We start from the raw sequence: 13,996 nt of genomic DNA on the forward strand, positions 1-13,996 counted from the left end.
CAATGTTTTGATGTGCTTGCATCACACGTTCAATCGTCTCATCAATTTCAAGGAATGTGACTTTTCCTTGTAAAAAGGCTGCAACTGCTGCTTCGTTTGCTGCATTCATTGCTGTTAAAATAGTACCACCCATACGTCCAGCCTCATACGCTAAACGCAAAGCTGGGTAACGCTCAAAGTCCATCTCTTGAAAATGGAGCTGACCAATTTGTGCTAAATTTAGCCGCTGACCATTATGTAACGGTATACGATCTGGGTAGCTTAAAGCATATTGGATTGGTACTCGCATATCTGGTGTGCCTAACTGAGCAATGACACTAGTATCATGATACTCAACTAGAGAGTGAATAATACTTTCTCTATGCAAAAGTACATCGATTTTATCATACGGCATATCAAATAATACATGTGCTTCGATGACTTCTAACCCTTTATTCATCATTGTTGCGGAATCAATGGTAATCTTTGCACCCATAGACCAATTCGGATGATTTAGTGCATCAGCAACCGTAACATGCTTTAATTGATCTCGAGTCTTATCACGGAAGCTACCACCTGAAGCTGTAATAATTAGACGTTCGATATTTTTAGGGTTTTCTCCATTCATTGATTGGAAAATTGCAGAGTGCTCACTATCAACAGGTAAAATAGTTGCTTTGTGTTTTTTAGCTTCTGCCATCACTAAATGACCAGCCGTTACAAGTGTTTCTTTATTAGCAATAGCAATTGTTTTTCCCATACGAATAGCTGCTAATGTTGATTCTAGTCCCACACTTCCAAGCACTGCATTGACTAGAACTGTGGACTCCGGATGTGTCGCAACTTCAACAAGTCCTTTTGCCCCAAATGTAAACTGGATTTGAGGATACTCCTTTGCAAGTGAACATGCGTCTTCTTCAAGCTGCACAGACACTAGCTCAGGCTTTAATGTTTCAATCATTTCTCTAGTTTTTTCAATGTTTCTTCCTGATGAAAATGCCACTAATTGAAAGGCATCACGTTGATCTTTTAAAATATCGTAGGTTTGCCAACCGATTGAACCAGTTGCACCCAATAAACTAATTTTTTTCACAACAAGTTGTCCCCTTTTTCTATCTAAGCAAATGATTTCACAAGATGTCTCGACGTAATGATTAATTATTGAACAAATGTAAAAAATGGAGCAGAGGCACGACAAATAGTAGACTATCAAAGCGATCTAAAATTCCACCATGCCCTGGTAAAATATTACCTGAATCCTTTACATCAAAATGACGCTTGATAGCCGATTCTACCAGATCGCCCATTTGACCAATAATGGAGGCAAAAATCGTGACAAAGACAAGTGAGATATAACCATTTGCAAATGGATAGATAAGTTGCATACCAATTGCAAATATGACTGCAATAACAATGCCACCTATAAAACCTTCAATTGTTTTCTTTGGTGAGATTTCTGGCCATAACTTATTTTTACCTAGTTTTCGTCCTACAAAATAGGCACCTGAATCTGTTGTCCATACAACTAATAAACAATAGACAACATACTCTAATCCAACATTTCTTGTTTCAATTAAGTAATGGAATCCTAACCCTACATAAAATGCACCTAATAAAATAAAGCCAACTTCGTCGAAAGTGATTTTATTTTTTACAAGGACCACGTAAATAAGTAGTAGCATCATTAAGCCATAGACTACCATTAAATTAGACGAATAGCCAATTGTCTCTACAAGCTTGTCACTCCAGTTCCCCGGAATGACAAGCAAAATTAAGGTTACTAAACCTAAGAAACCTGGTACAGAAAAAATGGAGATACCTTTCATTTTTAATATTTCATAAAAACCAACAATAGCCATTGCAAGCACAAGAATTGTGAACGGTACTTTACCATAAATAACGAATGGTATGAAAAGTGCTGCTGCAATTATTGCCGTGATAATTCGTTGTTTCAAGTTGTTTCTTCTCCCTTCAACCCACCGTAACGGCGATTACGTTTCTGATAGTTTTCGACCGCTTCCAGTAAGTTTTCCTCGCTAAAATCTGGCCACAATGTATCTGTAAACCAAAATTCTGTATAGGCGAGCTGCCATAACATAAAGTTACTTAATCGTACTTCACCACTTGTACGAATTAATAGATCTGGTTCAGGCAGATGAGCCGTCATCAAATGAGAGGTTAAGCAATCTTCTGTTATGTCTTGCATCGTTAAATGACCGTCCTGCACTTTTTGAAGCATCATTTTCATGGCATTAACCATTTCAGAACGACTGCCATAATTTAGCGCAAAATTTAAGATAAGCCCTGTATTATGTTTCGTTTCTTCCATTGCCTCATACAATGCTTTTTGCGTATGGGCAGGCAATAAAGATGGGTCTCCAATCATTTCGACACGTACATTACGCTCCATCATTTCTGGTAGAAAGGAACCTAAAAACTCAACTGGTAGTCGCATAAGAAAATCCACCTCTGGCTTTGGTCGCTTCCAATTCTCCGTAGAAAATGCATATACGGTTAAGACTTTAATACCTAGGTCTGACGCAAATCTTGTTACCTTACGTACTGTCTTCATTCCTTCGTGATGACCAGCAACACGTGGCATCGCTCGTTTTTTCGCCCAACGTCCATTTCCGTCCATAATAATCGCTACATGGGCAGGAATCGGCTCGCTTTTAGCAAGGTCCACACGCTCCTCCAATGATAGTGTATCCATATTTATTTGTTTACCTAATAGCTTTTTAAACATGCTAACTCCCCCACTACAACTAATCGGACGTATACTAACCTATCATAACAAACAAAAGCGCTTTTTGTCTTTTTTTTCCCCTCTAAATTGACTATGTATGTACTAGCTTATTTTAGAACTATACACATATTAAAGAATGAGTTTGTTAAAAATTTGATGATTGTGTCATAAATGATCTTTTCTAAATTTCTTTATCAGCACATCGCTATGAACAATAAAGAGAAAAGACGTCCTGTTATGTATAGGACGCCTTCATCTCCTCAAAAAGTTCCATCAAGACATGTAAATCGTGTCGTTTACACCTCTAAAATTTCTTTTTCTTTATCTTTCGCTACTTGATCTACTTTCACAATGAATTCATCTGTTAACTTTTGGATATCATCACCGTAGCCTCGTAGATCATCTTCTGTGATTTCGCCAGCTTTTTCAAGTTTTTTCAAATCATCATTTGCATCACGTCGAACATTACGTACAGCGATTTTTGCATCTTCCGCTTCTTTTTTCACTTGCTTTACTAGCTCCTTACGACGTTCTTCCGTTAGAGCTGGAATCATTAAACGAATAACAGAACCATCATTTGTTGGTGTGATACCGATATCTGATTTCATAATTGCTTTTTCAATATCACCTAGAATTGTTTTATCGTAAGGTGTAATTACTAATAACCGAGCTTCCGGTATTGATACACCACCAAGTTGATTAATTGGTGTTGGTGCACCATAATAGTCAACCATAATACGATCTAATAAAGATGCGTTTGCACGGCCTGCACGAATAGATGCTAGTTCACGTGTGAAAGCTGCGATTGTTTTATTCATTTTTTCTTTTGCTTGTTCTAATACTTGTTTAGTCATTATGCATTCCTCCTAACAACTGTTCCGATTTTTTCACCTTGTACAGCACGTTTAATGTTACCTGGCTCCGTAATTGAGAAAACAATTAGCGGGATATCGTTATCCATACATAAAGTTGAAGCCGTTGAATCCATTACTTGTAAGCCTTGTTGGATAACGTCTAAGTATGTGAGTGTATCATATTTAATGGCTGTCTCATCCACTTTTGGATCTGCCGAATAAACGCCATCGACATTGTTTTTAGCCATTAAAATCGCATCTGCATCAATTTCTGCTGCGCGTAATGCGGCCGTCGTATCAGTAGAGAAGAATGGATTACCTGTCCCTGCTGCAAAGATTACAACACGTTTTTTCTCTAAATGTCTAACTGCTTTACGACGAATGTATGGCTCTGCTACTTGTGTCATCACGATAGAAGATTGAACACGTGTTTCAATGCCTAATTTTTCAAGAGCATCTTGTAGAGCAAGAGAGTTCATGACTGTTGCTAACATCCCCATATAGTCGGCTGCTGCACGATCCATTCCCATTTCACTACCAATTTTCCCACGCCATATATTACCGCCACCAACAACAACAGCAACTTCTACATCAAGATCTACTACTTCTTTTACTTCTTCTGCAACAGCCTTGATTATTTTTGGTGATAAACCGAAGCCCGCTTCTCCAGCTAACGCTTCACCACTTAATTTAATAACTACTCGTTTATATTGCGGCACACTCATTGTAAACCTCCGTAAGACTTTATTTAAAACCTCTCTATTCTCTTTTCCATTATAGTATATCTAACAATAATTGCTAGTTGTGAATAAGGCAGAATAGAAAATTATATGCATTTTTTTCGTGCATTTCGGAAAAATAGGGAACACGCTATGTTGTGTTCCCCATTTTTTGTCTAGAAAATCTAGATATTATTTGATTAGTATCAAATGCAAGCTAAATTAGTTACCTTTAACTTGGCTCATTACTTCTTCTGCGAAGTTATCTTCACGTTTTTCGATACCTTCACCTACAGCGTAACGTACGAAGCCGTTTACAGAACCACCAGTAGAAGCTACGAAGTCACGTACTTTTTGATCTGAGTTTTTAACGAATGTTTGATCAAGTAAGCAAACATCTTCGAAATATTTACCAAGACGACCTTCAACCATTTTAGCAACGATGTTTTCTGGTTTACCTTCGTTAAGAGCTTGTTCAGTTAATACTTTACGCTCACGTTCAACTTCTTCAGCTGAAACTTCATCACGAGAAACATAAGTTGGGTTGATTGCTGCGATGTGCATAGCAACATCTTTAGCAGCTGCTGCATCAGTAGAACCTTCTAAAGTTACTAATACACCAATACGGCCGCCCATGTGTAAGTAAGAACCGAATGCATCTGCATCAGATTTAGTTTTGATTTCGAAACGACGAAGTGTAATTTTTTCACCAATTGTTGCAACAGCTGTAGAAATTTGATCTTCAATTTTTACACCTTCAGCATTTACAAGTTCTAATGCAGCTTCTACTGATGCTGGTTTAGCAGCAAGTAATTGCTCTGCTAAAGAAGCAACTAATACTTGGAATTTTTCGTTTTTAGCAACAAAGTCAGTTTCAGCATTTACTTCTAGGATAATTGCTTCGTTACCTTGTTCTAAAATGTAAGTTGTACCCTCAGCAGCGATACGGTCAGCTTTCTTAGCAGCTGAAGAAAGACCTTTTTCACGTAGGAAGTCGATTGCAGCTTCTAAGTCGCCATCAGTTTGTACTAACGCTTTTTTACAATCCATCATACCAGCGCCAGTTTTTTCGCGTAATTCTTTTACTAATTGTGCAGTAATGTTTGCCATTTAGTGTTTCCTCCTCAAATTGGTTGAACTATTAATGATAGGTTCTAAAAAAGGTGATAAGGGTTTTGAGCCACTTATCACCTTTTTGTAAACGTGAATTACTCAGCAGCAGCTTCTACAGCTGGAGCTTCTTCTTCACCTTGTTTTGACTCGATTAAAGCGTCAGCCATTTTTGCAGTTAAAAGTTTAACAGCGCGAATAGCATCATCGTTAGCAGGGATTACGTAGTCGATTTCATCTGGATCACAGTTAGTATCAACAATACCTACTAGAGGGATGTTTAATTTACGAGCTTCAGCAACCGCAATACGTTCTTTACGTGGGTCAACCACGAACATTACGTCTGGAAGATCGTGCATATCACGGATACCGCCTAAGAATTTGATTAGACGTTCGTGTTCTTTTTTAAGTTGGATTACTTCTTTTTTAGGAAGAACTTCAAAAGTTCCTTCTTCTTCCATTTTTTCGATTTCTTTCATACGTGCAACACGTTTTTGAATTGTACCGAAGTTTGTAAGAGTACCACCTAACCAGCGTTGGTTGATGTAGTAGTTGCCTGAACGTTCAGCTTCGTCTTTGATCGCTTCTTGTGCTTGTTTTTTCGTACCAACGAAAAGAACTTTACCACCGTCTTGACCAACTTGACGCATGAAGTCATAAGCTTCCTCTAATTTTTTAACAGTTTTTTGTAAGTCGATGATGTAGATCCCGTTACGTTCAACGAAGATATATTTCTTCATTTTTGGGTTCCAACGACGAGTTTGGTGACCGAAATGTACACCAGCTTCAAGTAATTGTTTCATAGAAATTACTGACATGTGAATTTCCTCCTAGTATGTTTGGTTTTTATCCTCCGCATTTATCATCTGCAACAAGCTACCCTAAGCTTAGAGCACCACTTACTACATCAAAATGCGTGTGTAGTAATAACACCATTTGCAACTATATCATAGCTTTAACTGATTCGCAACAATTTAGTAGTGAAATTTCAGTAAAAGCTCGATTTCTGTTTTGCCCTTTTGTAGTTGTTTCGCTATTTCCTCTGTTGATTTACCCTGCTTTGCTAATTCTAAAGCTTGTTGTTCCACTGTCAGTACTTTTTCAAGTTTCTTTTGCTCCTCTACTTTTGGTGGCGAGGCTGATTGCATCCTTTTTGAACTTGTATGCTGCTGACGGGAATAAGCATTCGCTACAACATTTTTAGGCACATAGCTACGAGATTCTTTATCTAAATTTAGAGAACTATCACTATGAGACTCTTGTACTGCTGGTGAAGATGCCCTTTCCTTTGGTGCTCTAATGTGTTCTTCTTGCAGCATGGTACCCGCTGCTACTTCTGGTTGAGAAACATTTTGTAATTCTTTAATAAGACGATCATTTTCATCTTTCATTTCAGTTAAATAGACACTAATCGTATCGTCCATTTCCCGCATTAAGCGTTCTTGTTTCTTTTCCAAATCTTTAAACTTTGCTAGCTTTGTATTTAAAATAATAAGGAAGTAAAATGAAAGTAACTGTAAAAAGAATAGTACCGCTATTAGTATGGTTGTCATTGTAAACTCCTATCCACTGAAATCCACGAAATTGCCTTTAAACGGATGCTTTGCCTGTTTTTCTTGTTGAACCCGTTTCTTTTTCTTCTTTTTATAAATACCCTTTAAATATTCCCCACCTGCATCTGCATCTTCATCCTCACTAATTTCGTCCATACCTTCTGATGTATTGACAATTTTCTGCTTGCGTTCTACTTCCTTTTTTAATGCTTCATTTGCATGTGCTTGTTGGGCTGATACTTGTTGCTGAGCCTGATCTGCGATTTTTCCAGCTTCAAATGTTTTTGGAATAGCAATTTGCAATTCGACACCTTTTAAACTCATTGGAATCTCTCCCCTAAGGATATTTACGCATTAATCATTTCACTAGATAATAGCTTTCTTAGCTTTAATAGCGCTTTTGAATGAATTTGAGAAATACGTGATGTTGATAGCTCAAGCATTTCACCAATTTCAGTCAATGTTAATTCCTCTGTGTAAAATAGACTAAGTACAAGTTGTTCTTTTTCATTGAGCTTTTGAATATTTTCAGCCAAATCTTCTAGCAACTCTGCTTTAATAACAGTTTGTTCGGGTGTTTTTGTCGTATCATCCCGAATAACAAATGACTTACCTTCTACTTCTTCCTGATCTTGTTGTTCATTAATGGAAAGAACATTGGAAAAAAAGTGCTCCTGCACCGTCTGATAAACATCTTCAATTGGTACATTCATATGCTCCGCAAGTTCCTCAGGTGTTACATGACGCATATATTTTTGTTCTAATCGCTCAATTTGAGCATCTAATTTTTTGGCCTTTTCACGCGCAGAACGCGGTAACCAGTCTTCCTTACGTAGACCATCTATGATTGCTCCTCTCACTCGAAACGAAGCATATGTATCAAATTTTAAATCTCTGTTGATATCAAACTTATTTAAAGCATCAAAAAGTCCTACCATACCTAAACTCGTTAAATCATCTCGTGAAACGCTCTTTGGTAAACCAGCACCAATACGTTGGACATGATAAGACACTAAAGAAATATATTTTTTTATAAGTAAATCACCAGCATCTGGATCACGCTCATGTATCCATCGATTCCATAGTTTTTGCTCATCGTTCAGAATTGGTTGTGTCATGAAATCCACCTCTCTAAAAAACGCTTTTACACGCCCGTTTGCCACTGACTACATGCGCTCCTAAAATTTTTCATTCAACAGGATTTCTCGGTTTTTAAATCCACATTAAAGTTAATCTAGACGTGAACCCCGAAAAGCAAAAAAATCAATAAGCTGTTGCCATCTTTCCTATATTATAACAAGAATCGACTATAATTTCATTTGTTTCTCTTAGTCTCTAATATATTCCTTTAGTTTTTATTTACATAGAAAAACTGTATCCTCGTTATGATGAACGTGTTGGATACAGTTCTTATTCTGATGAAATGATTAAACTTTAATTTTAGAAAGGCAGTCCTAAAATAAATGGCTCTACTCTATTAACAAATGGTACGACAACAAGAAGTCCAATAAACGGTATGATTGCTAAAAGTTTGATAAGTTTCAACGTATATTCTCTAAATATTACAATATGGCGTAGTAACAGGAACAATAGAAGTAATTAAGCCATTGTCAATTAATATATGTACCTTTTCTGTAATAGTCTCGATTGCTAAGCTATTCTCATAGTGAGAGCCCTTTCTAATAGAGCATTTATCCAAAATGTAGAGCCCTACATGTTTTTCCACCTTGTCCTACAAACTATTAAAATATTAAGAACAAATAAGTAAGGGATGGCTATTTTACTGGAATTTAGGTGTGCCATCCCATCATCAAATGTTAAATTGTATTGGAAACAATATTACCATTGAAAATAGTGGCCATGCGGCGAGATCTGCGGGCTATTGCTTCAGCAGAGCAAGAAGCCTCAACTAATACCATGTTCGCGCTATCTCCTACTTTTGGCCATACTTGTTCGCCAGCTTGATTAAGCGGTGTTTTTCCTCCTGTAATAAAATGGAGCGTTTGTGCTAATGAGCGCTCATTTCCCCATCCTGAACTTTTTGCCAAACGGCCTGCTCGTTCTAATAAATCCCCATTACCAAATGGTGACCAAACATCAAAGATATTGTCACAACCAATCGCAACAGGTACTCCTTTACTGTGTAATAAACCAACAGGTGGGAATTTTCTACGTAAAGGAACACTTGTCACAATCGTGATGCCCGCATCACATAAAATATCTGCCATTTCTTCTGCCTCGGCTTTAGAAACATCTCCTAATCCAAATGCATGACTAATCGCTACCTTGCCTTGTAAACCAGCTTCTTTAGTCAATTGGGCTAATCGTTTCATTGTAAATGTCCCCAGTTGATCTGGATCATGTAAATGCAAATCAATCCCTACATTTCCTTCAACAGCTAGTTCCACCATTTGTTGTAGAGAGGCTTCAATATCACCATCAACTGTAGCAGGATCAACCCCTCCTACAAGGTCGACACCCATATGAAGGGCCTCTCTTACTAAATTTGCTGCCTTCGTTCGTAAGAGCCCATGTTGTGGAAAGGCAACGATTTCATAGGACAGCTTTCCTTCAAATGTATTTAAAGCTTTTTGAACTTCCTCTAAATTTTTCAAGCCTACCTCAGGATATAAATCCACATGCGTACGGACATGTGTCACGCCGGCTTGCACATAACGAGCCAGTAGCTCCTCTGCACGTTGTTGTGTGGTTGTGTGCAATGTTGGCAGCACCTCTTTTTCAATCTCAAAGCGTTCAAAAATATTGTTAGCAGGTGTGACTGCGCGCCATTGATCGCTTAAGAGTGTTTTGTCCAGATGACAATGTTTTTCTATAAATGAAGGTAGTGCTAATAATTGTTTCATATCGTTTTTCGGGAAATCATCATGTAATCGACTATCAGCAGAAACTATTTCTGCGATTTTTCCATCTTTGATTAAGAGATGAGAACAAGCCGTATTTGTCTTGCAAACCATTCCATTTTCAATTTGATAACCCGTTTCAAGACGTACATTAGTTAACCAGAAAGTAGAATTCATTCTATAACGATCCCTTCTTTTTCAAAAATTAAAGTTCTCCTGAAACGACATTTCCTTTAAAGAGTACTGCCACTCGTCTTGCTCTTCTTGCTATTGCTTCTGCTGAACAAGTTGCTTCAACAAAAACAACATCCGCTTCATCTCCAATATTCGGCCAAACAAGTTGTCCCTCACTGTTTAAAGGTGTCACGCCTCCAGTAATATACTTTAGACTTTGAGCAAGTGAATGTTCATCACTTAAACCAAAGCGTTCAGCTAGTGTTCCTGCTTTTTCTAAGCTGTCACCCATACCGAATGGCGACCAGTGATCCGTAATACTATCATCTCCTAAAGAGATTTGTACTCCTTTTTGATCTAATAATGGAATAGGAATTGTCTGACCTATTGGAACTGATGAGGTAATATCAATACTATGGTACGCTAGCAACGCTGCTACTTCAGTTGCCTCTTCCCTAGAAACATCCGCAAGAGCCATCGCATGACTAATTGTCACCCTTCCCTGCCACCCTGCTTCCTCGGTTAAGGCTGCTAATCGTTTAAAGGTAAAGATGCCTAAATGACCTGGATCATGGATATGTAAATCAACATTTGCATTTGCTTCCACTGCTAGCTCCATTACCGTTTGTAATGATTTCTCAATGTTTTCATCGATTGTCGCTGGATCTACGCCACCTACTAGTGACGCTCCACTACGTAATGCTTCTCTTACTAAAGAAACGGAGTCACTACGCAATAACCCATGCTGTGGGAAAGCCACAATCTCTAAAGCTACCTTATTTCGAAAGGCCTCTTTTGCTCGTAACACAGCTTCTAGATTTTTCAAACCAATAAACGGATCGATATTACAATGCGTCCGAATATGTGTTGAACCAGCGTGTAAAAGTAAATCTAATAACTTTTTCGCTCGTTCCTCTGCAACAGGCAATAAGCTTGGAAGTAGTACCTCTTCTTCTTTTAACCTTGTGATAAGACCTTCAGTTGGTATCGAAGGAGCCTTCCACGGCCCGCCAAAATATGTTTTATCAATATGAATATGCATATCTCTAAAAGCAGGAAGCATTAAATAACTTCGTGCATCTCGTTTAGGTAAATCCGTTTCTAACGGCTGATCTCCACTAATTATCTGCTTTATTTCCCCATTTTCAATGAGAACATTAAAAAGAGCTGTTTTGGTTCCTGTAACAGTCCCCTTATTGTAATGATAAGCCGTTTCTAATCGTACATTTATTAACCAATATGCTGTTGGCGTCATTCATTGAACCTCCTAAAATTTATTGAAGATTAACTAGTTGAACCATTTGAATGGCTCTCTCTTTTGGGGGTAAAGATAGTTGATTGTAGACATAATCTTGACTAGGGTTACTAGCATTATAAAAATAAACAGTTGAGATTTTAGAAAAATAGACGGCACTTAAACACATAGGACACGGTTCAGTACTCGCATACATTTCGCAACCTTCTAAACTAGTCGTTTTCAATGTATGACAAGCTTGTCTTATTGCTTGAATCTCTGCATGATTCGTTAGATCATTGGTAACTGTCACTTCATTCACGCCAGACCCTATCACTTGGCCATCTTTTACTACAATGGCGCCAAAAGGAGCACCATGTTTCGTACTTTCATTTTCCCGCGCTAAGTCAAGCACTTGTTTCATAAAGTCTTGCCGTTTCATATCTTTCCCTCCTAGAAATGCGAAATTCACTATTCCACTGCCTCTTCATTCCAAATGATGATAAAAAAAGATGCCCTGAAAAATTTCTAGTCAAAACATTTCGTCTTTTTACGGTACAAACAATGGCATCCTTGTCCTTTTCATAGCCCTTTTCAAGAAGTGATTACAAGGACTCATTCTATGATAAACGTCAAATCTTTTTATAATTTGAAGTTTTCTGATTAAAATCTATATCCTTTGTACAATATGCTAACACGAAGACTGCATATATGAATAATATAAAAAAAATTAGTTTTACTTAAGTTTTTCATATAATAAAGCCTATACAGACCAATAAAAAAAAGCCGCTATTCGCGACTCTCTTTTATGCATTCACTTGTTGTTCTTCTCGATTCATCATTGTTCGTACTACTTGTGCAATTTCTTCAGAATTCTCATCTTGAAATTCTACCGTTGAATTAGCTGCTGGAGTTTCTGCTTCTTTCGTTGAATCAAGTCCATTTTCCCCTAAATCACTTTCATCTACTTCCTCATTTACCTCTGGGGTAAACATGATGTAAGCAATTAAAAAACGCACTATATACATCAATAAAAATACAATTATTGCTACAATAAATGAGCCGATAATAATTCGCAGAGGAGTATACGGTTTTAGAAAAGTGCTAAAAAAATAAAGAGAAAAGGCAATTAAAGCTCCCCAGAGATTATAAAATATAGAACCAAACATTAGATTTCGCTCACTCCTTGGTTAACTGTTCGAATATGTAATATTGACGTTGCAGGATTAAATTCAATCGTTCTACCACTATTTCCACCAGTATCCTCGGCCACTAAAGGAATGCTGTGCTTTTTTAATTCCTGTTTGACAGCTTCTACATTACGGGGACCAATGCGCATTGTATCTTTATCAGACGTAAATTGAAACATTTGCGCGCCCCCTGCAATTTTTGCCTTTAGTTTAAATTTTTGAACGCCTTCTAACTTCAATAAATCAATCATTGCAGCAATACCCGTATCAGCAAATTTTGCTACATTGATTGACTCTGCTCTGCCTAAATTTGAATCTGGTAACATCACATGGATTAAACCAGCAATTTTTTTTGACTCATCATATAAAATAACGCCAACACAAGAACCAAGACCAGAAGTTCGAATTGTGTTAGGAAGTTTTACTACATCCATTTGTGCAATTCCCACTTTAATCACTTGTCCACTACTACTGCTTAACATCATCATGAAACCCCTAATGATTTAAAAATTGCATCGAAAGAGTCAGGATCTGGTAGTAGGAAGAAATGACCTCTCACTGTTTCGTGGTCTTCCACACCTTCTTCAAAAATGGATGTATTTATAACAATAACATTATCACTCACATGTGATAATTCAATTAAACCAATGCTTATAATAGCTCCAAACATATCAACGCTTAGACCGGGCACAGTCGGGTAAATTTTTAAATTAGTAAAGTCCGAAAGAGCAGATAAATAGGAGCCAGATAAAATATTCCCCATCTCTTGCATAGCAGATAAACCTAAATCTGAAACAGGTCGTTTTTTAAAGTCAAATGAGTCATCGAAAATAAGACGACGAATAAAGCGGTTAGCTTGTTCGATAGGTAAAATAAAGAACATACTGCCCTCTGCATCACCTTCAATGCGAAGATAAATACCAACAACGACATTTTCTGATCCGCCAGCCAACTCCATCATATCGTTAAAGGACACCATTTCTACCTTTGGTACCCGCATATCAATTTTTTTCCCAAGTAAATTGGAAAGTGCTGTCGCGGCATGCGCAGCACCAATGTTTCCAATTTCCTTTAATACATCTAAATGTAGTGATGTAATCTTTTGATTAAATGTCATTATCGATCCCTACTTTAGTGGATTTAATACTTTTTCTAAATGCAATAAAATTAATAATCGTTTTTCTACTTTAGCTACTCCTGAAATAAATTCCTCTTCAAGTGATCCAACAACCTCTGGTTGTGGTTCAATAGCACTTGCAGGAATATCAATCACATCGTTAGCTGAGTCTACGACAAAGCCTACTTCCATATCCTCTAATGAAATAATAATAATGCGTGTTGTTTCCTCATGATCAGAAATCGGTAATTCAAAACGTTCTCGTAAATCCACTATCGGCGTTACAACCCCACGTAGATTGATTACACCTTTGACATATTTCGCTGTTTTCGGCACACGTGTGATATGCATTAATTTTTCTATTCCTTGGACATGGGATACAGGAATTGCATATTCTTTATCGGCTAGTTGAAAAACAATAACTTTTATACTTTCTTGTTCCACTGCGTTAGTCATACT

The 13,996-nt window shown here is 37.4% G+C and carries 18 protein-coding genes; all 18 read right to left on the minus strand.

Features of this window, described 5'->3' with window-relative positions; all coding sequences use genetic code 11:
• Positions 1–1,072: 1-deoxy-D-xylulose-5-phosphate reductoisomerase (gene dxr / locus RT445_RS05600; protein WP_313470057.1), on the minus strand; the 1,072-nt coding region annotated here is incomplete at its 3' end.
• Positions 1,073–1,133: 61 nt separating this feature from the next.
• Entirely contained in the window at positions 1,134–1,934 is an 801-nt protein-coding gene (locus RT445_RS05605) for a phosphatidate cytidylyltransferase (protein ID WP_274795998.1), read from the minus strand.
• On the minus strand, positions 1,931–2,725 hold the full coding sequence (locus RT445_RS05610; protein WP_274795997.1) for an undecaprenyl pyrophosphate synthase: 795 nt from the start codon (positions 2,723–2,725) through the stop codon (positions 1,931–1,933). The genes RT445_RS05605 and RT445_RS05610 overlap by 4 nt, the downstream gene beginning before the upstream one ends.
• A gap of 296 nt (positions 2,726–3,021) precedes the next feature.
• On the minus strand, positions 3,022–3,579 hold the full coding sequence (gene frr, locus RT445_RS05615) for a ribosome recycling factor (protein WP_274795996.1): 558 nt from the start codon (positions 3,577–3,579) through the stop codon (positions 3,022–3,024).
• Positions 3,579–4,304, minus strand: coding sequence for a UMP kinase (gene pyrH / locus RT445_RS05620; protein WP_274795995.1), 726 nt, complete (start codon positions 4,302–4,304; stop codon positions 3,579–3,581). Before pyrH ends, frr begins: the two co-directional genes overlap by 1 nt.
• Before the next feature lie 216 nt (positions 4,305–4,520).
• Positions 4,521–5,408 carry a translation elongation factor Ts gene (tsf, locus tag RT445_RS05625; RefSeq protein WP_274795994.1) on the minus strand — a complete coding sequence of 296 codons (888 nt, stop codon included), beginning with the start codon at positions 5,406–5,408 and terminating at the stop codon, positions 4,521–4,523.
• Between the two features lie 98 nt (positions 5,409–5,506).
• A complete protein-coding gene (gene rpsB / locus RT445_RS05630) occupies positions 5,507–6,226 on the minus strand; it encodes a 30S ribosomal protein S2 (RefSeq protein WP_274795993.1) in 720 nt (239 codons plus the stop codon).
• A gap of 156 nt (positions 6,227–6,382) precedes the next feature.
• Positions 6,383–6,961: a hypothetical protein gene (locus tag RT445_RS05635; protein ID WP_313470061.1), complete on the minus strand. Its 579-nt coding sequence runs from the start codon at positions 6,959–6,961 to the stop codon at positions 6,383–6,385.
• 9 nt (positions 6,962–6,970) lie between these two features.
• Positions 6,971–7,285 (minus strand): RNA polymerase subunit sigma, encoded by a 315-nt coding sequence (locus RT445_RS05640; RefSeq protein WP_313470063.1) that lies wholly within the window; start codon positions 7,283–7,285, stop codon positions 6,971–6,973.
• A 23-nt stretch (positions 7,286–7,308) separates the two neighbouring features.
• Positions 7,309–8,079 carry a FliA/WhiG family RNA polymerase sigma factor gene (locus RT445_RS05645; RefSeq protein ID WP_274795990.1) on the minus strand — a complete coding sequence of 257 codons (771 nt, stop codon included), beginning with the start codon at positions 8,077–8,079 and terminating at the stop codon, positions 7,309–7,311.
• A gap of 322 nt (positions 8,080–8,401) precedes the next feature.
• Positions 8,402–8,506 carry a DUF3311 domain-containing protein gene (locus RT445_RS05650; RefSeq protein ID WP_313470067.1) on the minus strand — a complete coding sequence of 35 codons (105 nt, stop codon included), beginning with the start codon at positions 8,504–8,506 and terminating at the stop codon, positions 8,402–8,404.
• 272 nt (positions 8,507–8,778) lie between these two features.
• Positions 8,779–9,999, minus strand: a complete 1,221-nt coding sequence (locus tag RT445_RS05655) for an amidohydrolase (protein ID WP_312505194.1) — start codon at positions 9,997–9,999, stop codon at positions 8,779–8,781.
• A 28-nt stretch (positions 10,000–10,027) separates the two neighbouring features.
• The gene (locus tag RT445_RS05660; protein WP_313470069.1) at positions 10,028–11,251 is read right to left on the minus strand and encodes an amidohydrolase; all 1,224 of its coding nucleotides are present in this window, start codon (positions 11,249–11,251) and stop codon (positions 10,028–10,030) included.
• A gap of 19 nt (positions 11,252–11,270) precedes the next feature.
• Positions 11,271–11,672, minus strand: coding sequence for a nucleoside deaminase (locus tag RT445_RS05665; protein ID WP_274795987.1), 402 nt, complete (start codon positions 11,670–11,672; stop codon positions 11,271–11,273).
• A gap of 364 nt (positions 11,673–12,036) precedes the next feature.
• Complete coding sequence (locus tag RT445_RS05670) at positions 12,037–12,399, minus strand: hypothetical protein (protein WP_313470072.1); 363 nt, start codon at positions 12,397–12,399, stop codon at positions 12,037–12,039.
• On the minus strand, positions 12,399–12,905 hold the full coding sequence (locus tag RT445_RS05675) for a chemotaxis protein CheD (RefSeq protein WP_396631730.1): 507 nt from the start codon (positions 12,903–12,905) through the stop codon (positions 12,399–12,401). Before RT445_RS05675 ends, RT445_RS05670 begins: the two co-directional genes overlap by 1 nt.
• Positions 12,905–13,537: a chemotaxis protein CheC gene (locus tag RT445_RS05680; RefSeq protein WP_274795985.1), complete on the minus strand. Its 633-nt coding sequence runs from the start codon at positions 13,535–13,537 to the stop codon at positions 12,905–12,907. Before RT445_RS05680 ends, RT445_RS05675 begins: the two co-directional genes overlap by 1 nt.
• A 9-nt stretch (positions 13,538–13,546) precedes the next feature.
• Entirely contained in the window at positions 13,547–13,993 is a 447-nt protein-coding gene (locus RT445_RS05685) for a chemotaxis protein CheW (protein ID WP_274795984.1), read from the minus strand.
• Between the last annotated feature and the right edge of the window lie 3 nt (positions 13,994–13,996).

The sequence above is a fragment of the Lysinibacillus sp. genome (assembly GCF_032093475.1).
GTDB lineage: Bacteria > Bacillota > Bacilli > Bacillales_A > Planococcaceae > Lysinibacillus > Lysinibacillus irui.

Bases quoted from the DNA above. Each gene is read 5' to 3' on its own strand.
- RT445_RS05610 (WP_274795997.1), bottom strand. From the start codon at position 2,725: ATGTTTAAAAAGCTATTAGGTAAACAAATAAATATGGATACACTATCA.
- frr (WP_274795996.1), bottom strand. From the start codon at position 3,579: ATGACTAAACAAGTATTAGAACAAGCAAAAGAAAAAATGAATAAAACA.
- pyrH (WP_274795995.1), bottom strand. From the start codon at position 4,304: ATGAGTGTGCCGCAATATAAACGAGTAGTTATTAAATTAAGTGGTGAA.
- tsf (WP_274795994.1), bottom strand. From the start codon at position 5,408: ATGGCAAACATTACTGCACAATTAGTAAAAGAATTACGCGAAAAAACT.
- rpsB (WP_274795993.1), bottom strand. From the start codon at position 6,226: ATGTCAGTAATTTCTATGAAACAATTACTTGAAGCTGGTGTACATTTC.
- RT445_RS05635 (WP_313470061.1), bottom strand. From the start codon at position 6,961: ATGACAACCATACTAATAGCGGTACTATTCTTTTTACAGTTACTTTCA.
- RT445_RS05640 (WP_313470063.1), bottom strand. From the start codon at position 7,285: ATGAGTTTAAAAGGTGTCGAATTGCAAATTGCTATTCCAAAAACATTT.
- RT445_RS05645 (WP_274795990.1), bottom strand. From the start codon at position 8,079: ATGACACAACCAATTCTGAACGATGAGCAAAAACTATGGAATCGATGG.
- RT445_RS05655 (WP_312505194.1), bottom strand. From the start codon at position 9,999: ATGAATTCTACTTTCTGGTTAACTAATGTACGTCTTGAAACGGGTTAT.
- RT445_RS05660 (WP_313470069.1), bottom strand. From the start codon at position 11,251: ATGACGCCAACAGCATATTGGTTAATAAATGTACGATTAGAAACGGCT.
- RT445_RS05665 (WP_274795987.1), bottom strand. From the start codon at position 11,672: ATGAAACGGCAAGACTTTATGAAACAAGTGCTTGACTTAGCGCGGGAA.
- RT445_RS05670 (WP_313470072.1), bottom strand. From the start codon at position 12,399: ATGTTTGGTTCTATATTTTATAATCTCTGGGGAGCTTTAATTGCCTTT.
- RT445_RS05675 (WP_396631730.1), bottom strand. From the start codon at position 12,905: ATGATGTTAAGCAGTAGTAGTGGACAAGTGATTAAAGTGGGAATTGCA.
- RT445_RS05680 (WP_274795985.1), bottom strand. From the start codon at position 13,537: ATGACATTTAATCAAAAGATTACATCACTACATTTAGATGTATTAAAG.
- RT445_RS05685 (WP_274795984.1), bottom strand. From the start codon at position 13,993: ATGACTAACGCAGTGGAACAAGAAAGTATAAAAGTTATTGTTTTTCAA.